Raw genomic sequence first — 18615 nt, forward strand, 5'->3', positions numbered from 1 at the left:
GATCCAGAAGGACGTCTGGCGCCCGCATTACGAACTACACGGGCCGAAACCGAAATGACGGTTCCATCGGCGGACGAACTGCTTGAAACGATCCGTGCGGCGCTCGCGCCGCACGGTCTTTTTTTGCGTGGCACGGTGAACTTTGCCGATGGCGAGGCCGGCCCGATGCTCGCGGATGGCAAGCCCGCCGCGAGCGTCGTGCTCATCGGCAATATCGGCGGCTCGCTCTGGGAGCCTTTTACCTGGTGGAGGGAGCGCGAAGCGGACCGCGGCGGAGCCGATCCGCTCGACAAATGGTCGAAGCAGGTGATGCATCCGATAGGCGAGGCGGCCGGCGCGACGACCTATTTCCCCTCCGATCCGCCTTGGCAGCCCTTCCAGCAATGGGCGATGCGTGCCGAAGGGCTGAAGCCTTCGCCGCTCGGTATTCTCATTCACCCAGAATATGGCCTCTGGCACGGTTACCGCGGCGCGCTTGGCTTTGATCGGGTACTGCCGCAGACGGGAGCGGTTCCAGCTGGCCATCCCTGCGACGCCTGTGTGGAAAAGCCGTGCATCTCCGCCTGTCCGGCCGATGCCGTGGCGTCCGGCGCCTTTGACGTCGCGCGCTGCCGCATGCATCTGAGATCCGAGGCGGGGGCGGGCGGCTGTCTCGCTCACGGCTGCCTTTCACGCGATGCCTGCCCCGTGGGGCGGCACTATCGCTACCCGGCTGTGCAACTCCGTTTCCATATGGCGGCGCTCAGTTTTTAGATGGCGCGAGGGTGTATGCGAAAAAACGCTACTGCATGTATCCTTAAATCGTAACCGATATAAGGATACATGCAGCAAATTCAAAGTGCTACAGCGTCCTATGCGCGTCTGATAAGACGCGCGGCGCTGTAGAGCGCTTATGCAAGGGCGCGCTCCCATTGCCGCTTGAAAAGCCATTTCCACCGCTCAAGCACGTCATAGAAATCATCGGCATCGAGCCATTGCTCGACAAGTGTATCAGGCATGTCGGCAGGATCTTCGGTGTTCTTGAACGCTATGATGCGAACCTTGTCCCCGATATCGAACTGAAGGACATGACTGCCGTCATCGAACGCTTCGTCGCCGTCCGGTACCCAGATGATTGCGTTCGAAATTAGAGCCTCGCTGAATGCGGTCAGGGAGAGGCCGAGAAAGTCGTTGTGTTCGGGCTCCTCACGATAGAATGCGGCAAGATAGGCCGCGGCAATCGAGCGTCCGTCGTGTTCCGGGCCGAGCGCCATGCGGTGCTTGCCTTTACGAACGAGCCTATCGCCAACCTCCTGAAACGAGCAGCCAAGCATCGAGGCGTCCGATTCGCGAACGCCGTACGCATTTCCACCAACGTGGATGATGAAGAAGCCGAGTGCCATTTGGCTCGGATGCGGATAGGCCTGCATAATTTCGCTTTCAAGCGCAAAACACCCTGGATCTCCAATAATCACAGTACTCACCATCCAAATGTTGCAGCGCGGCTTACTCAACCCACCGGCAGGATGCATCAATTTCGCCGCAATCTATGCGATGCTTCACGTGACGATTCCATTTACGTTTTGGACCAATGCCGCTGTTCCCGAAATTCTTCCTTGCTGGCGCCGCGATTCTTTCCGCCCTTGCAGCCCCTGCGTTTGCTGCCTGCCGCGACGTGAACCACCTCGGACAGGACTATGTCGTCTGCTCCTTCGATCCGGCGGCGAGCGACATTCGGCTCTACAACAAGGACCAGGCGGGCGTGCCATTCAAGTCCTTCAAGGCGTTGTCGCTCGAACTGCGTCATCGCGATGAATATCTCGTCTTCGCCGTGAACGGCGGCATGTATCACGAGGATCTCTCGCCCGTCGGCCTGCATGTGGAAGAGGGCGTGGAGCGGGCGCCGCTCAACACCAATTCCGGCTGGGGCAATTTCCACCTGTTGCCGAACGGCGTCTTTTACATCGGCGACGGCAAGGCGGGCGTTATGGCGGCGGAGGCCTATCGCGCCGCCGCTATCAAGCCGCGCTTTGCCACCCAATCGGGGCCGATGCTGGTGATCGACGGGGCGCTGCATCCGCGTTTCCTACCAAACAGCGACAGCCTGAAAACGCGCAATGGCGTTGGCGTGACGACTACGGGTGAGGTCGTCTTCGCGGTGTCGAAGCGGCCGGTGCGCTTTCATGATTTCGCGACGCTGTTTCGCGACGCACTCGATTGCCCGAATGCGCTCTTTCTCGACGGCACGATTTCGAGCCTCTATGCGCCGGAGATCAATCGCCACGATCGGCTGTTCCCTCTCGGTCCGATCATCGCCGTCGTCGCTTCGTTCCCGCGATAATTTTTTTTCGACTGGACCCAAGGAATGGCGACTGGCGGACGTCTAACGGGGAAACAGGTCAAGAGCGGGCACGGACTTGGACGCGGAACTCGTTGAAAGGGCGGTGAGGGGCGACAGGGAGGCGTTCGGCCTCCTGGTCGAGCGCCACTATGATTTCGTCCACGCGGTTGCCTGGCGCTGGTCCGGCAACGTGACCGATGCGGAGGATATCGCGCAGGATGTCTGCATTCGGCTCGGCTCCGCGATCCGCGGCTTTCGTGGCACGAGCCGTTTTCGAACCTGGCTCTATACGCTGACGCTCAATGCCGCGCGCGACCATCGCCGCCGTCGAGTGCACGACGAGCGCAAGATTGCAGCCTATGCGTCGGATCAAGCGGCGCAGGGCACACCGGACGGAGAGGACGAGAACCGGCAGGAAGCGCTCTGGACGGCAGTCCGGGCACTGCCGGGGAAACAATGCGATGCCGTCCTGCTCGTTTACGCCGAAGGCTTGAGCCATGCCGCAGCGGCAGACGTGCTCGGCTGCTCCGAGGCGACGATCTCCTGGCATGTCCATGAGGCGCGCAAGCGTTTGCGGACAATGCTCGGCAAGGAGGCTGTGTGATCATGACTGACGATTTCGAAAAGCTTGCCGGAAAGCTGCCGCCGACGCCTTCGAGCGAAGCGCGGGCGCGCGCTCTCGCCGCGGCTATGGAAGCCTATGATACGGCGGAAAATTCGAGTGCCACCCAAGGATCGGCACCATCGCTTCGTCCAAGCTCCATCCTCAACCGGATATGGAGCCCCATCATGAACCGGAAACTGCTTGCCGGATCGGCGCTGGCAACACTCATCGTCGTGCCCGCCGCCGCCTTCCTCACGCTTGAATTGGTCCGCAGCAACCCGCCGTCCACACAAGAAACCCAGATCGCGGCGAGGACCGAACCAAAGCCGGTCGCGAACAACGCCACGCCGCTTGCCCGCTCGCAGCCGGCGCAGGGCGCTGCAAAAATTGCTGAGGAGGTGGAAAGCGAAGCGCCGGCGGCCGCGCAAACTGACGCGATGGCGAGCCGATCGGCCGCCGATACCGCCGCTCCCATGAGCACGCTCGGCGGAACGGTCGGCTTTGCGGCGCGCGGGCGCATGGAGATCATGCCGGCGCCGACGACACCGGGCGACATTCTTCCGCCGCCGGTCGAGAACCGTGAGCGCTTCGCCAACGCCGATGCCAATCCGGTGAAGAGTGTCGCGACCGAGCCGGTTTCGACCTTCTCCGCCGATGTTGATACGGCCTCCTATTCCTTCGTCCGCCGCTCGCTGATGGCGGGCGAGATGCCCAATCCCGAAGCCGTGCGCGTCGAGGAGATGGTCAATTATTTCCCCTACGACTGGCCGCGCCCGACCTCGGCCGCGGAACCTTTCAAGGCGACGGTCACCGTCACGCCGACCCCATGGAACGCGGGCACGCGCCTGATGCATGTGGCGATCAAGGGCTATGAGGCCGTGCCGGCGGAGGCGCCGAAGGCCAACCTCGTGTTCCTGATCGACGTTTCCGGTTCCATGGATGAGCCGGACAAGCTGCCGCTGTTGAAGAACGCTTTCCGGTTGCTCGTCGACAAGCTGAAGCCGGAAGACACGGTGTCGATCGTCACCTATGCCGGAAACGCCGGCACCGTGCTCGAGCCGACGGCGGTCAAGGACAAGACGAAGATCCTGGCGGCGATCGACACGCTGACATCAGGCGGTTCGACAGCCGGCGCTGCTGGCATCGACGCGGCCTACGCGCTGGCCGAAAAAACTCGCGTCGAGGGCGGCGTCAACCGCATCCTGCTGGCGACCGACGGTGACTTCAATGTCGGCCCGTCGAGCGACGAGGAGCTGAAGCGGCTGATCGAGGAAAAGCGCAAGAGCGGCATCTTTCTCTCGGTGCTCGGCTTCGGCCGCGGTAACTACAACGATGCGCTGATGCAGGCGATCGCTCAGAACGGCAACGGCGTTGCCACCTATATCGATACCCTTGCCGAAGCCCAGAAGACCTTGGTCGAGGAGGCGGGCTCGTCGCTTTTCCCGATCGCCAAGGACGTCAAGCTGCAAGTGGAGTTCAATCCGGCAGCGATCGCCGAGTATCGCCTCATCGGCTACGAGACCCGGGCGCTGAAACGCGAGGATTTCAACAACGACCGGGTGGACGCCGGCGATGTCGGCTCGGGCCACAGCGTCACCGCAATCTACGAAGTGACGCCGAAGGGCAGCCCGGCGGTTCTCAACGACGACCTGCGCTATGCGACGGCGGAGAAGCCGGCAGCGAATGCGACTGCGCATTCGGGCGAACTCGCCTATCTCAAGATCCGCTACAAGAAGCCGGATGGCGACAAGAGCGAGTTGATCACCACGCCGGTCACTGAGGAGAATGCCGTGCCGTCGCTCGCGGAAGCTGCGGCCGACGTCCAATTCTCCACCGCCGTCGCCGCCTTCGGCCAGAGGCTTGCGGGAAACCCGGCGCTCTCGGGCTATTCCTATACGGCGATCGCTGATCTTGCGGCGGGCTCTAAGGGGGCAGACCCGTTCGGATACCGCGGGGAGTTCGTCAATCTGGTGCGGCTGGCGAAGGGGCTTTCTGGCGCTAAAGAGTAGCCGCGACCGCCTGCCTCTGGGCTCGATGAGGAGCGTTGCCGTTAGAGCGAAGTCCGACCTCGGTCGCGATAGAAAGCATCTCAGCACGGCCAATCGAGGCAGCCCCCTCTGGCCTGCCGGCCATCTCCCCCACAAGGGGGGAGATTCGCTAGAGGCGCCGCCTATGCGCCAGCTCCATCTCCGGCTGAGAGGCTGGCGCGGTCCGAGGAGAGGGATTGAGGAACTTGCGTCTTGCCGATCTCCCTCCTTGTGGGGGAGATGGCCGGCAGGCCTGAGGGGGGTATCTGCACCCGATCTTCGCCGTTTCAATCCGATCAGGTTTCGCAGCGCTCAAGCCTTCGGGTAAGCCCGCTGCAGGCCGCCGGATTTCGCCAGCCCCGCCCGGAACGCCTGGTAGGCCGGGTGCTGGCTGGAGCGCGCTGCTTCCATGAGGCGCATTTGCAGCCGGGCGGGCGCCTCGTTGCCGAGCCATTCACCGAGTTTCTCCAGCTTCAGCGCGTTCAGGAAGCGGGCCTCGGCGGCGAGGTCGAGATGACAGTGCAGGCCCTCCATGAGGTTTTCGTCCTGCTCCGGATTCTCCATCAGCAGCTTGATGAAAGCCTGATCCGCTTCGCTGAAGCTCGAAAGCTTGGCGGCGGTCGTGTCCCTGTCCGGAAAGGCGGCTGGCCCGGCCCTCATGAATCGTCTCCCGTCGAATCGAAACGCCTCCGGGATAGGACAGCAACCCGGCGCCTGCAAGCGTTGCCGGCAACGATCGCTGCGGCGGTGATAGCGTGCCCTTGCGGCCGAAAAAACCACTGGCAGCCTGATATTGCCGATGTGCGCGGCCGACTGCGCCGGTTTCGGCCGCAAAATATCGCTACGGGGCACGACGCCTAGCGCGACAGGGCGCGGCGCCTGACCCTTGCCGGATCACAAAGAAAAACGCTCCGGGCATTCCGCTCCGGAGCGCTCGTCGTTTCGTGCTGCCCAGTTTGGCAGTCTCAGGCGCGACGGCGGCCACCGCGTTCGCGGGTCGGTGCGGAGGCGCCTTTGCCGGCCGTCTTGTTGCGAAGAGGCCCGATCTTTTCGACGATGATGTCGAGCGTCGGGCGTTCGCCCTTCGCATGATTGTCGAGCGCGAGGCGCATCGCGGCGAGATGGTTGCAGGAGGTGCCGCAGCAGCCGCCGATGATTTTCGCGCCGGCGTCAACCGCGAGCCGCACATATTCCGCCATCAGCGGCGGAGTGCCGGAATAATGGATCTCGGAGCCGCGGAATTCCGGAATGCCGCAATTGCCCTTGACGACGACGGTCGCCTCCGGCTTTGCCGCGGTCATGTCGAGCAGCGAAGACAGGATGTCGGAGGCGCCGACGCCGCAATTGGCGCCGACGGCGACCGGGCCCTCACCGATATCGCCGGCGACGGTGTGAATGTCTTTGGGGTGGAGACCCATCATCGTCTTGCCGGCGGTATCGAACGAGCCGGTATAGACGTAAGGCAGGCCGACTTTGGTGGCAGCCTCGGCCGCCGCGCGGATTTCGTCCGGCGAGGACATGGTCTCGATCCAGGCGACTTCCGCTCCACCCGCCTTCAAGCCTTCGATCTGTTCTGCGAAGGCTGCAACAGCATCTTCATAGGAAAGCGCGCCGAGCGGGATCAGGAGTTCGCCGGTCGGGCCGACGGAGCCGGCAGTGATGACCTTGCGCGGCGCCTTGTCGGCCACGGCGCGGGCGATTTCGGCGGCGCGCTTGTTCAGCGCATGGACGCGATCCTCGGCCTGATGCAGTTTCAGCCGATGGCGCGTCCCGCCAAAGGAATTGGTGAGGATGATGTCTGCGCCGGCATCGACGAAGTCCTGATGCAGCTTGGTGATGTTCTCCGGCTTTGCCTCGTTCCAGAGCTCCGGCGCTTCGCCGGCTTCGAGCCCCATGGCAAAGAGCGACGTCCCGGTCGCGCCGTCGGCAAGCAGAACGCCCTTCTGGGCAAGGAGATCGGAAAGGGCATTGGCGGAAGCGGACATCGGTTTTTCCCGGCTGAATGAGATTGCAACAACATATAAAGATATCTTTATGTGATTGCAACCGACTTTGCCGCCATGCGGCGGAAAAGTCGGAAGCCGATCTACGGCGCCGCGTCTTATCCGACGCGCAAGGGACGCTGTGGCGCTTTAAATGGAGCTGTCACGCTTCCGTCCGGGTGGCTCTCGACGGCAAATCATCCGCCAGAAGAGCGGCGAGATCCGCCGCAGGCTTGTCCGCATGTGCACGCAAGCGCAGGCTGAATTCGGCGGCGGGCAGGGGCGGCAGGTCGAGATGCGCGGGCGCTGGCTCTATTCCCGGCCCCAGGAACCGTGCCGTGCGCGTCGTGACGGCGATGCCGCTCATGACCGCCGCGCGCAGGCCCGACAGGCTCGGGCTCGTCGCCGCGATCCGGAAGGGGCGCCCGGCCGCTTCGAGCGCCGAGATCGCCGCTGCCCGGAAGCCACAGGGCGGGTCGAGCACGGCCAGCGGCACTTCCGCGTCGATCGTCGCCAGTCCCTTGTCGGCGCAAAGCCAGATCATCTCTTCTTTCAGCACGAGCAGTTCATCGGGCGCAGGCGCTTGCCGCATGGCGAGCAGAATGTCGACCTGGGCCTGATCGAAGGCCGTCGTCAGTTCCTTCGATCTGCCGATCCGGAGATCCAGGCGAACTCGCGGATGGCTGCGGGCGAAGCGGCGCAAGAGGTCGGGCAGCGTCGTATCGGCGAAATCTTGCGTGCTGCCGAGCGAGATCCGCCCGTCGGCGCGTGCGCCCCGGAGGCTGAGCCAGGCATCGCGATGGGCTTCCAGGATGCGGCGGGCGTGACCCACGAGTTCCTCGCCGACCGGCGTCAGCGTGCGCCCGCGCCCGGCCGGCGCCAGAAGCGGTTCGCCGATCAGCGTTTCGAGGCGCTGCATCTGCGCCGTCACGGCGGAGGGAGACCGATTGACGGCGGTCGAGGCGCGGGAAAGCGAACCGCCTTCGGCGAAGGCGAGGAATGTGCGCAGGAGATCGGGATCGATGACATTCATGCTTCGATTGTATCGAAGTATTGATGCAAGACAATTTGATTTTATTGATGTGTCAGTGGTGGCAGGCTGAAACTGAAGAACAACTGCAGTCGAAAGGAGCTTGCCATGCCCATCATCAACGTCACCGTCACGGGGCGTCCTGACCCGGAACTGTCCGCAAGGATCGCGGCAGAAGTCAGCGAACAGACGCAAGCGCACCTGCGCAAGGATCCGACTGTCACCGCGGTTGCGGTCGGCTATGTCGACCCCCAGCACTGGTTTGCCGGCGGAAAGTCGATCGCGTCGCAGGAGACCAACAGCTTCTGGCTGGATATCAAGGTCGTGGACGGCACCAACACCAAGCAGGAAATGGCCGCTTACATCGAAGCGATCTACGACGCCTTCGGGAAACTCCTTGGAAAGGTCCATCCGGAGAGTTATGTGCTCGTTCACGAGGTCGCCGCAGCCGCCTATGGCTATGGCGGCAAGACGCAGGAGTTCCGCTTCATCAGCGGCAAGCTCAAGCCGGCTGCGTAGCGGCGCAAACCGAGTAGGAAAAAGGGCGCTCGCGAGAGCGCCCATTTTATTTGTATGCGATGCGATCCGGCCTACGCCGCCTGACGGTCGGTGTGGCTCGTCGGCGTCACCATGGCGGCGATGATCGTCTGCAGGTCGATCGCGCCCATCGGCCGGCCGTTCTCATCGACGACGTGGGCCGCGGAGACGTGCGCGCCGGTCATCGTGCGGGCAGCCGCTTCGAGAACCGTGCCGGCCGGAAGCGATACGCCCTCCGGATTGCCGGAGAGCGGCCGCATGATCGTCTCGACATGGACGACGCGGCCACGGTTCACTTCCTTGACGAAGGCGGTGATGTAGTCGTCCGCCGGCGACAGCACGATGTCCTGGCCGGTGCCCTGCTGTACGACGCGGCCGTCGCGCAGAATCGCGATCTTGTCGCCGAGTCTCAGCGCTTCATCGAGGTCGTGGGTGATGAAGACGACGGTCTTTTTCAGTTCCTTCTGCAGGTCGAGCAGCACCGACTGCATGTCGACGCGGATCAGCGGGTCGAGTGCCGAATAGGCCTCGTCCATCAGCAGGATGTCGGCGTCGTTGGTAAGAGCCCGGGCGAGGCCCACGCGCTGCTGCATGCCGCCCGAAAGCTGGTTCGGATAGTGGTTCTCGAAACCCTGGAGGCCGACGCGCTCGATCCAGCCGCGCGCCCGCTTTTCACTTTCGCGCCGCTCGATGCCCTGGATCTCCAGGCCGTATATCGTGTTCTCGAGGACGGTGCGGTGCGGCAGGAGCGCGAATTTTTGAAACACCATTGCCGTCTTGTGGCGACGGAATTGGCGAAGGTCGGTTTCGTTCATCTTGCAAACGTCGGTGCCGTCATAGAGCACCTCGCCGGCGGTCGGGTCGATCAGCCGGTTGATGTGACGGATCAGCGTCGACTTGCCGGAACCGGACAGACCCATGACCACAGTGATGCAGCCGCCGGGCATCAGGATATTGATGTCCTGCAGGCCGAGCACGTGACCGTGCTTCTCGTTGAGTTCGGCCTTGCCCATGCCCTTCTTGACGACATCGACGAAGTCCTCGCCGCGGGGGCCGAAGATTTTGTAGAGGTTCTTCACCTCGATTGCGTGACTAGCCATGAACAACCTCCGAGTGCTTTTGCAGCCGCCTTCCGAAGGCCTGGCTGGTACGATCGAAAATGATAGCGATGCCGACAAGGGCAAAGCCGTTAAGGAAACCGACGGTGAAGAACTGGTTGGCGATCGCCTGGAGCACGTTCTTGCCGAGCCCGCCGACGCCGATCATCGAGGCGACGACGACCATTGCCAGCGACATCATGATCGTCTGGTTGATGCCGGCCATGATGGTCGGCAGCGCCAGCGGCATCTGCACGTTCTTCAGCTTCTGCCAGGCGGAGGAGCCGAAGGCGTCGGCGGCCTCCAGCACTTCCTTGTCGACGAGCCGGATACCGAGATTGGTGAGGCGGATCATTGGCGGCACGGCATAGATGACGACGGCGATCAGGCCCGGCACCTTGCCGATGCCGAAGATCATCACCACCGGAATGAGATAGACGAAGCTCGGCATCGTCTGCATGACGTCGAGGATCGGATTGACAAAGGACTGCACACGGTCGGAGCGGGCCATCGTAATGCCGATCGGGATGCCGATCACGATCGAGATCAGCGTGCAGACGGTGACCATGGCGAGCGTGATCATCGTGTCGTTCCAGAGCCCGACGAGCCCGATCGCCACCATCGACAGCGCCGTGCCGATGGTGATCCTTGAATTCCGGCTGCCGAGATAGACGATGGCGATCATGATAATAAGTATCAGGATCCAGGGCGAACTGACGAACGCCCGTTCCAGGTAGTTCAGGAACCATTGCAATGGCTGGACCACTGCGTCGATCGCATCGCCATAGCTGCGCACGAATCCCTTAAACCCGTCGTCGACGCTCTTGCGCGCCATGCGAATTGTGCCATCGTCGATGGCCGGGAACTTGCAAAGCAGTTGCGGCAAGAAACTGCAGATAGCCATTTTTTCCCCCTTCCGGCCGGAAGTCTTATGCCGCCGGCTGCGTCTTGGAACGACCGCACGCGGCCATCCTGCGCAGACTTGCTCGTGACCTCTTAGTGTCCCGGCGCGAGAAATGTGACAGCGAAACGACGGTCCCGCTGTACTGTTTGCGACGTTAGCGGGAGCACTTCGCCGCTCCACTGCATGTTTCCTTAAATCGGAGCCGATTTTAAGGACAAAAACATGCAGCAATTCAAAGTGCTACAGCGACCTTTGTGCGTCCGAAAAGGCGCACGGCGCTGTAGGCAGCCCAGTCAGGCGGGCAATCGCTTGCCGAGGCGCGCGGCGCGCGGCGGCCGGGAATCCGGCTGCCGTCGCTGCGACGCGTCTCGTCAGAGCGCTGCCTTGACCTTCTCGGCCACCTCGGGACTGACCCATTGGGTCCACATCTCGGGAAACTCTTGGAGGAAGTGCTTGGCCGCGTCCTCGTTGGTACCCTGGTTCTGGTCCATCCAGGCCAGAACCTTGTTGACCGTGCCGTTATCCCACTTGCGCACCTTGACGTAGTCCATGGCGACGCCGGCCTTCTCCGCGAAGGACTTCGTCACGACCGTGTAGACGTCCGAGACCGGATAGGAATTGACCTTCGGGTTCGGGCAATCGGGAACGGCGGAGCAGGCGTCCCACTCCTTCTTGTCATGGTCGACGCCGAAGGAGAGGCGGGTCATTTCGTACTTGCCGAGAATGGCGGTCGGGGCCCAGTAATAGCCGAGCCAGCCGGTCTTCTTCTCGAAGGCGTTGGCGATGGAGCCATCAAGGCCGGCGGCCGATCCAGTGTCGACCAGTTCGAATCCCGCTTTGTCGGCTTCGAGCGCCTTGAACAGATTGGCGGTCGAGACCTGACAGTTCCATCCGGAGGGGCAGTTGTGGATCGCGCCCTTGGACGGGTCTTCCGGCGCAGGGAAGAGGTCCGGATGTTTCAGAGCGTCCTGCACGGTCTTGATGTCCGGGTGCGCATCGGCGAGGAACTTGGGTATCCACCAGCCCTCGACACCGCCTTCGCTGAGCAGCGGCGCGGCCTGGATCAGCCGGCCTTCCTTGATCGCTGCGTCAAGCGGTGTACGCACGGCGTTGACCCAGAGTTCCGGGGCCATGTCGGGCTGCGCCTTCTCGTTCATCGAGGCAAAGGTTGGCATCGTGTCGCCGGTGACGAGCTCCACGGTGCAACCATATCCGTTTTCGAGAATGATTTTGTCGACGTGGGCGGCGACACCCGCCGAGGCCCAGTTCATTTCGGCAATGCTGACTTCGCCGCATTCCGCGGCTTGCGCCGAGCCCGCCACGGCATAAAGGCCCACGGCGAGAAAAGTGGACGCGAGGAGCTTCTTCATGTTTGCAAGACCTCCCAGTCTTTTTGCAGCCAACGATCGAGGGTGCCGCAGTGATTACCGCTGTCCCGACACCTGATTACTCAGTGAGCAGCCTAAGGTTCGACATCGGAAGGCCAAATCATGCCCCCGCTGCGGCAGTGGGGGAGTTCTTTCCAATCCTTGCCGCTGAACCCTGTCGCCGGCCGGATCTCCTCTTCACCGCTGTGGCAAGCCTAAGTATTCCCGAAGAGAAATCAACCTCTTCAATCGGATGCCGTGTCGAACAACGCCGTCGTCGCGCGTGCCGCTTCTTGCCGTCTGGCCGCAAATTTGAGCATTTGCGACAAAATTGCCGCAAAATGCGGCTCGGGGGGCCGCATCTCCTCTGAGCCTGTTTCAATCGGGACGTTTCCTGTCGCGATTGCGTCCGGTATTCGCCCGAGGATGTCGCGCAAAAAATTCAAAAAAGATCGCGATTCACGATTGCTTAAGGCATCAATAACCATCCGGTAACGATGTCAGGCTAATTGTTTGCCTGCGGCGGGCGACTGCCGCAGGTCCGGATCAGGTGCTGCGTACCGGACCTGGAACATCCCGCGCCCCCTGCAATGGCAGGGGAGGCACTCTTGAACTCGAAGAGTGCAGCGATTTCCGGTTTGTTGTGCCGGAGAGACCATGCGTTATTTTTGGCGGCCGCATCCCCTCGCAGGAGGTCGGGTGCGGCTTTCGCATTGTAGGCTCACTCAAGCGGCAAACGGCAACAAAAAAGCCGCCCCGAAAGGAGCGGCTCGCAGCGGGAAAGCGCCTGATTATCCAATGTTGGACGTGCGGATGAAACCGAGCGGGCCGCGAGGGGCATCCATCTCGATATTGCGCACGCGGGACTGGCTCGACGGCGCCTTGGAGTTCCAGGCGATTTGAACGAAATTGGGTTTGCTGAAGATGAACAGCATGGCTTTTCTACCTTGGGAGTCCGGGGCCTCGCCCGGGTTGTTTCGATGCCGTCGATATAGGCGCGAGCGGGTGGAATTTGAATGCCAATGTCGCCATCGCATGTCGCAATTCCGCTAGTCCCGTCGCGATTTCGAACAAGCTTCGCGAGTGGCGGAAACGGGCCGTGATCGCGCATGGCGAAATGAGGTTGAAACCCGTCGAAAACAGGCCTTTGCCGGCGATGGTTTCGATGTTACGGGAGGTCGCATGACACAGAAGATCATGCTGCAGGGGACCGGCTCGGATGTCGGAAAATCGGTATTGGTGGCTGGGCTCTGCCGGCTCGCCTCCAATCGTGGATTGAAGGTCAGGCCGTTCAAGCCGCAGAACATGTCGAACAACGCCGCCGTTTCCGATGACGGCGGCGAGATTGGGCGGGCGCAGTGGCTGCAGTCGCTGGCCGCGCGCGTGCCGTCCTCCGTCCACATGAACCCGGTGCTGTTGAAGCCGCAATCGGACATCGGCAGCCAGATCATCCTGCAGGGCAAGGTGGCGGGCCAGGCGAAGGGCAGGGAGTACCAGGCGCTGAAGCCGAAGCTCATGAGCGCGGTGATGGAAAGTTTCGAACTGGTCTCCACCGGTGCCGATCTTGTCATCGTCGAAGGCGCAGGTTCTCCGGCGGAAATCAATTTGAGAGCCGGCGACATCGCGAATATGGGCTTTGCCACGCGCGCTGGCGTGCCGGTGGTGCTTGTCGGCGACATCGATCGCGGTGGTGTCATTGCGTCGCTGGTCGGCACGCATGCGATCCTGCCGGAAGAGGACCGGCGCATGGTGAGCGGCTATCTCATCAACAAGTTCCGGGGCGACGTGACGCTCTTCGACGATGGCATCGAAGCGGTTCACCGTTTCACCGGCTGGCCCTGTTTCGGCGTGGTGCCGTGGCTGAAAAGCGCCGCGCGGCTGCCTGCCGAGGACTCGGTCGTACTGGAAAAGCTCGCGCGCGGTGGCGGCAGGGCGCTGAAGATCGCAGTGCCCGTCCTGTCGCGGATCGCGAATTTCGACGACCTCGATCCGCTGATGGCCGAGCCGGACGTCGATCTCGTCTTCGTCCGGCCTGGCACGCCGCTTCCCGACGATGCTGGTTTGATCGTCATCCCCGGCTCGAAATCGACGATTGCCGACCTCAAGGATTTTCGCGCCCAGGGCTGGGACCGGGACCTCGAGCGCCACCTGCGGCGCGGTGGCCGGGTGATCGGGATTTGCGGCGGCTACCAGATGCTCGGCGCCCGCGTCACCGATCCGCTCGGGATCGAAGGCAGCGAACGCGAGATCCCCGGCCTCGGCCTGCTTGCGGTCGAAACGGAAATGGCGCCGGAAAAGACCGTGCGCAACAGCCGCGCCTGGTCGCTGGAACATGACGTCCCGCTCGACGGCTATGAGATCCATCTCGGCAAGACCATGGGCGCCGATTGCGACCGCGCACCGGTCTCGATCGACGGTCGCCGTGACGGGGCGATGTCCGCCGACGGCAAGGTGATGGGCACCTATCTGCATGGGCTATTCGGCAGCGACGCCTATCGGGCCGCTCTGCTCAAGAGCTTTGGCCTCGAAGGTGGCGGCGGCAATTATCGCCGGTCGGTCGATGCGGCGCTCGACGATGTCGCCGGCGAACTTGAGGCGGTGCTCGACCCTGCCTGGCTGGACCGGCTGCTCTGCGGCGGGCAGAGGACCGCGTGAACCCTGAGCGCGGTGTCGCTCGGTAGCAAATGTTGCTTCTCCACCTCCGGCATTTAAGCTACCCTTAAAATGTCCTGGCTATGCGCCGCAGGAGCGGCTGTCCTCGTGGAACGGAAGCTCGCAGTGATCCTTGCCGCCGACGTCGCTGGTTACAGCCGGCTTGTCGCTGCCGACGAGGAAGGGGCGCTTGCGACGCTTAACACCTACAGCGCCGCGATCCGCGATCTCGTCGCCGAGCATGGCGGGCGCATTTTTGGTTCGGCCGGCGACAGCGTCGTGGCGGAGTTCCACAGTGCGGTGCAGGCGGTGCGCGCCGCGGTCGCCATCCAGCGTGTGCTGTACCGCCGCAATGCCGATCTTCCTCCCGACCACCGGATGGAGTTCCGCATCGGGCTCAACCTCGGTGATGTCGTCGTCGAAGGCGACAATCTTCTTGGCGACGGCGTGAACGTCGCGGCCCGGCTGCAGGAAGTCGCGCTGCCGGGAGGAATCTGTATTTCGGGCGCGCTTCACGACCAGATCGAGGGCAAGCTCGATTTCCCCCTGGTTCACCTTGGCGACCGCAACCTCAAGAACATTCCGCGTCCCGTGCCGGTGTACAGGGTCGACTGGCGTCGCGAGGACCCGGTCGAGGCCGGGGCACTTGGCGGGCCGCTCGTCCTCCCGGAGAAGCCCTCGATCGTCGTCCTTCCCTTCGTCAACATGTCGGGCGACCCGGAGCAGGAGTATTTTGCCGATGGGCTGACCGAGGACATCATCACCGCACTTTCGCTCTACCGCTGGTTCTTCGTCATCGCCCGCAACTCGTCCTTCGCCTACAAGGGGCGCGCCGTCGACGTGAAGCAGGTCGGCCGCGATCTCGGCGTGCGCTATATCGTCGAGGGGAGCGTGCGACGGGCCGGGACGCGCCTGCGCGTGACCGGCCAGCTCATAGAAGCCGAGACCGGCGTCCATCTCTGGGCCCAGCGCTACGACCGCGAACTCGCGGATATCTTCGCCATCCAGGACGAACTCACGCAGAACGTCGTCGGCGCGATCGAACCCGAAATCCTTTTGGGCGAGAGCCGGCGCGCTCTTCTGAATCCGACACACAATCTCGACGCCTATGAATGCCACATGCGCGGCACGTGGCTGCACAATGCGCAGGACACCGCCGAGCATTTCAACGAAGCGATAATGTGGCATCGCCGGGCGATCGCTCTCGATCCTGATTTCGGCCGCGCACACATGATGCTCGCCCGTACGCTTTACGCGCGTTGCTTCCACGGCTTCAGCGACGATGTCGATCGTGACAGTGCCGAACTCTATGCGGCGGCCGAGCGTGCCGTCGCTCTGGAAGAGCGCGACCCCTATTCGCACTACGCCATGTGCCTTGCCCATTTCGTGGCGCACCGTGCGCCCGCGGCCGTGGAAGAGGCGCAGCGGGCGATCGACCTGAACCCCAACCTGGCGCTCGCGCATATGGGACTCGGCTGGGCCCGGATTTTCGCGGGACATTTCGCCGAGGCGCTCGACCCGCTCCACATGGCTCTGAGGCTCAGCCCGCACGATCCGATGACCTATCTGTTCCTCAACCACATCGCACTTGCCCACTATCATCTCGGCAATTACGAGGAGGCGCTGCACTATTCGGAGCGCGGCGTTTCATTCCGCCGGGCCTATTTCAACCGGGTCGTGCTTCTCGCCAGCCTCGGACAGCTTGGCCGCGACGAGGAGGCGCGCGAGCTCATTCCGGAAATCATGGCCAATGTGCCGGCGGACATCGCGCATTACTGGAAGATCCTCACGCCGTACGTGGATCCCAACCACTATGCACATCTCATCGACGGGCTGCGCAAGGCGGGATTCCCGCTCGTTGCTTAATAGAACTCCAGGAAAAGTGTGTAACGGTTTTCCGTTTTCAGGGCCGCGTATGTCGCAGGCCGTCGGTTGACTTTGCCGGGGCCGCTTCATAATTAACGTGAATGGATGGTTCCCCCGCCCGGGAGCGGAGCGGGGGAGTAAATGGGAATGTGACAGGGCGGACCCACACCGGGCGCCTTTATCACAGCCGACCCCGCGACTGTAGAACGGTCAGGGTTCGCCATCGGGTCTGTCGCCTTTTCCTGACGAGCTGCATGGGGCGGTCTCGCGGGATTGGACGTCAGGCCGGAAAAGCCACTGGCATGGCATCGTGATCAGCCGGGCTGGACGCCTCTTCTTCTACGAATCGTCCGCCTTTCATGATGCCGAGAATGCCGGGAAGGCGAGGCGGGCCCGTTCGGCTTCCGGCAGCACGCGTTCAGGCGATCGCTTGAACGCAAGCTGCTTCGAAGTCGTGACGCCGTGAGCCAGGAGACCTGCCATCCGTCAGGGCATTCCGCCCGAAGGGGAGACCGTTCCCCGATGCCAGCACGGAGGTTGTCGTGGCTCAAAAATTCCTCTTGCGAACACGCAGTCGGCGTGTTGGCCTTTCATTTCCGCTGCAAGCCATCAGTGCGCTGGGGCCGGCAGCATGATCATTCCCCATGCCGGACCGATTCTCGTGCTCGGCGGCGCCCGCTCCGGCAAATCCTCTTTCGCGGAAAAGCTCGTCGAAGCCTCCGGGCTGCCGATGCATTACGTTGCGACCGGGCGAGCCTGGGACGACGAGATGCGCGATCGCATCCGTCACCACCAGGACACGCGGCGCGGCAAGGGCTGGACGACGCATGAGGAGCCGGTCGATCTCGTGGGGCTGCTTCGCCGCATCGACGATCCGGCACGCGCAATCCTCGTCGATTGTCTCACGCTTTGGGTCACCAACCTGATGATGGAAGAGCGTGACATGGCGGCCGAATTCGCGGCGCTCGCTGCATTCCTGCCCGAGGCGCGGGCGCGTCTCATCTTCGTTTCCAATGAGGTCGGCCTTGGCATCGTTCCGGAAAACCGGATGGCGCGCGATTTTCGTGACCATGCCGGCCGTCTCCACCAGATCGTCGCGGAGAAATCCGCCGAAGTTTACTTTGTCGCGGCCGGACTGCCGCTGAAAATGAAGGGTTGATCCATGACACTCGCTAAGGCCCAGCAGGGCAAGATCCCGGCCACCGTCATCACCGGCTTCCTCGGCGCCGGCAAGACGACGATGATCCGCAATCTGCTGCAGAATGCCGACGGCAAGCGTATTGCGCTGATCATCAACGAGTTCGGCGATCTCGGCGTCGACGGCGATGTACTGAAGGGCTGCGGGGCGGAGGCCTGCTCCGAGGAAGACATCATCGAACTCACCAATGGCTGCATCTGCTGCACGGTCGCCGATGATTTCATCCCGACCATGACGAAGCTGCTCGAGCGCGAGAACCGACCCGACCACATCGTCATCGAAACCTCGGGACTCGCCCTGCCGCAGCCGCTGGTCGCCGCCTTCAACTGGCCGGACATCCGCAGCGAAGTGACGGTCGACGGCGTCGTGACCGTCGTCGATAGCGCGGCGGTTGCCGCCGGCCGCTTCGCCGACGACCACGACAAGGTCGATGCGCTGCGCGTCAACGACGACAATCTCGACCATGAAAGCCCGCTCGAAGAACTCTTCGAGGACCAATTGACGGCTGCCGACCTCATCGTTCTCAACAAGACCGACCTGATCGACGCCTCGGGCCTCAAGTCTGTGCGCGACGAGGTAGCTTCCCGCATCAACCGCAAGCCGATGATGATCGAGGCGAAGAATGGCCAGGTGGCCGCCGCCATCCTGCTCGGCCTCGGCGTCGGCACCGAGGGCGACATTGCCAACCGCAGGTCGCATCACGAGATGGAACATGAGGCCGGGGAGGAGCACGACCACGACGAATTCGACAGTTTTGTCGTCGAACTCGGCGCGATCAGCGATCCGGCCGCCTTCATCGACCGGCTGAAGGGCGTGATCGCGGAGCACGACGTGCTGCGCCTCAAGGGCTTCGCCGACGTCCCCGGCAAGCCAATGCGGCTCCTGATCCAGGCGGTCGGCAGCCGTATCGATCAGTATTACGACCGGGCCTGGGCGGCGGGCGAAGCGCGCGGCACACGCCTCGTCGTCATCGGCCTCCACGAGATGGACGAGGCCGCCATACGCGCTGCCATCTCGGCGCTGGTGTGATC

18 protein-coding genes are annotated in these 18615 nt (G+C 62.8%); 9 read left to right on the plus strand and 9 right to left on the minus strand.

Features of this window, described 5'->3' with window-relative positions:
- Nucleotides 1-54: 54 nt before the first annotated feature.
- The gene (locus PZN02_RS15630) at nucleotides 55-753 is read left to right on the plus strand and encodes a ferredoxin (protein ID WP_280658864.1); all 699 of its coding nucleotides are present in this window, start codon (nucleotides 55-57) and stop codon (nucleotides 751-753) included.
- Between the two features lie 137 nt (nucleotides 754-890).
- Here the strand turns inward: PZN02_RS15630 and PZN02_RS15635 are convergent, their stop codons facing one another.
- Nucleotides 891-1409, minus strand: coding sequence for an Imm42 family immunity protein (locus PZN02_RS15635; RefSeq protein WP_280658865.1), 519 nt, complete (start codon nucleotides 1407-1409; stop codon nucleotides 891-893).
- Between the two features lie 161 nt (nucleotides 1410-1570).
- On the opposite strand from PZN02_RS15635, the gene PZN02_RS15640 reads away from it, so the two are divergent.
- The 3 genes from PZN02_RS15640 (at nucleotide 1571) to PZN02_RS15650 (ending at nucleotide 4933) form a co-directional block, all read left to right on the plus strand.
- A complete protein-coding gene (locus tag PZN02_RS15640) occupies nucleotides 1571-2320 on the plus strand; it encodes a phosphodiester glycosidase family protein (RefSeq protein ID WP_280658866.1) in 750 nt (249 codons plus the stop codon).
- Nucleotides 2321-2396: 76 nt separating this feature from the next.
- Nucleotides 2397-2924 (plus strand): RNA polymerase sigma factor, encoded by a 528-nt coding sequence (locus PZN02_RS15645; RefSeq protein WP_280658867.1) that lies wholly within the window; start codon nucleotides 2397-2399, stop codon nucleotides 2922-2924.
- A 2-nt stretch (nucleotides 2925-2926) separates the two neighbouring features.
- Nucleotides 2927-4933 (plus strand): VWA domain-containing protein, encoded by a 2007-nt coding sequence (locus tag PZN02_RS15650; RefSeq protein ID WP_280658868.1) that lies wholly within the window; start codon nucleotides 2927-2929, stop codon nucleotides 4931-4933.
- Nucleotides 4934-5263: 330 nt separating this feature from the next.
- On the opposite strand, the gene PZN02_RS15655 is transcribed toward PZN02_RS15650, so the two are convergent.
- The 3 genes from PZN02_RS15655 to PZN02_RS15665 form a co-directional block, all read right to left on the minus strand.
- Nucleotides 5264-5611: a hypothetical protein gene (locus tag PZN02_RS15655; RefSeq protein ID WP_280658869.1), complete on the minus strand. Its 348-nt coding sequence runs from the start codon at nucleotides 5609-5611 to the stop codon at nucleotides 5264-5266.
- Between the two features lie 305 nt (nucleotides 5612-5916).
- Complete coding sequence (gene bmt / locus PZN02_RS15660; protein WP_280658870.1) at nucleotides 5917-6936, minus strand: betaine--homocysteine S-methyltransferase; 1020 nt, start codon at nucleotides 6934-6936, stop codon at nucleotides 5917-5919.
- Nucleotides 6937-7096: 160 nt separating this feature from the next.
- Entirely contained in the window at nucleotides 7097-7966 is an 870-nt protein-coding gene (locus PZN02_RS15665) for a LysR substrate-binding domain-containing protein (protein WP_280658871.1), read from the minus strand.
- A 105-nt stretch (nucleotides 7967-8071) separates the two neighbouring features.
- Here PZN02_RS15665 and PZN02_RS15670 point away from each other — a divergent pair, with 105 nt between their 5' ends.
- Nucleotides 8072-8482, plus strand: a complete 411-nt coding sequence (locus PZN02_RS15670; RefSeq protein WP_280658872.1) for a tautomerase family protein — start codon at nucleotides 8072-8074, stop codon at nucleotides 8480-8482.
- Between the two features lie 71 nt (nucleotides 8483-8553).
- Here PZN02_RS15670 and PZN02_RS15675 read toward each other — a convergent pair whose 3' ends face one another.
- The 5 genes from PZN02_RS15675 to PZN02_RS15695 form a co-directional block, all read right to left on the minus strand.
- Nucleotides 8554-9600, minus strand: coding sequence for a quaternary amine ABC transporter ATP-binding protein (locus PZN02_RS15675; protein WP_280658873.1), 1047 nt, complete (start codon nucleotides 9598-9600; stop codon nucleotides 8554-8556).
- Entirely contained in the window at nucleotides 9593-10501 is a 909-nt protein-coding gene (locus tag PZN02_RS15680) for an ABC transporter permease (protein WP_280658874.1), read from the minus strand. Before PZN02_RS15680 ends, PZN02_RS15675 begins: the two co-directional genes overlap by 8 nt.
- Before the next feature lie 371 nt (nucleotides 10502-10872).
- Nucleotides 10873-11871, minus strand: a complete 999-nt coding sequence (locus tag PZN02_RS15685) for an ABC transporter substrate-binding protein (protein WP_280658875.1) — start codon at nucleotides 11869-11871, stop codon at nucleotides 10873-10875.
- 242 nt (nucleotides 11872-12113) lie between these two features.
- Entirely contained in the window at nucleotides 12114-12356 is a 243-nt protein-coding gene (locus PZN02_RS15690; RefSeq protein ID WP_280658876.1) for a hypothetical protein, read from the minus strand.
- 303 nt (nucleotides 12357-12659) lie between these two features.
- Entirely contained in the window at nucleotides 12660-12803 is a 144-nt protein-coding gene (locus PZN02_RS15695; RefSeq protein ID WP_280658877.1) for a hypothetical protein, read from the minus strand.
- Between the two features lie 247 nt (nucleotides 12804-13050).
- Here PZN02_RS15695 and PZN02_RS15700 point away from each other — a divergent pair, with 247 nt between their 5' ends.
- From PZN02_RS15700 to cobW, 4 genes are all read left to right on the plus strand, one after another.
- On the plus strand, nucleotides 13051-14523 hold the full coding sequence (locus PZN02_RS15700; protein ID WP_280658878.1) for a cobyric acid synthase: 1473 nt from the start codon (nucleotides 13051-13053) through the stop codon (nucleotides 14521-14523).
- 105 nt (nucleotides 14524-14628) lie between these two features.
- Nucleotides 14629-16386 (plus strand): adenylate/guanylate cyclase domain-containing protein, encoded by a 1758-nt coding sequence (locus PZN02_RS15705; protein ID WP_280658879.1) that lies wholly within the window; start codon nucleotides 14629-14631, stop codon nucleotides 16384-16386.
- Between the two features lie 631 nt (nucleotides 16387-17017).
- Complete coding sequence (gene cobU / locus PZN02_RS15710; protein ID WP_280658880.1) at nucleotides 17018-17545, plus strand: bifunctional adenosylcobinamide kinase/adenosylcobinamide-phosphate guanylyltransferase; 528 nt, start codon at nucleotides 17018-17020, stop codon at nucleotides 17543-17545.
- A gap of 3 nt (nucleotides 17546-17548) precedes the next feature.
- A complete protein-coding gene (cobW, locus tag PZN02_RS15715) occupies nucleotides 17549-18613 on the plus strand; it encodes a cobalamin biosynthesis protein CobW (RefSeq protein ID WP_280658881.1) in 1065 nt (354 codons plus the stop codon).
- Nucleotides 18614-18615 lie beyond the last annotated feature (2 nt).

It is taken from the genome of Sinorhizobium garamanticum, assembly GCF_029892065.1.
In the GTDB taxonomy this organism is placed as follows: Bacteria; Pseudomonadota; Alphaproteobacteria; order Rhizobiales; family Rhizobiaceae; genus Sinorhizobium; species Sinorhizobium garamanticum.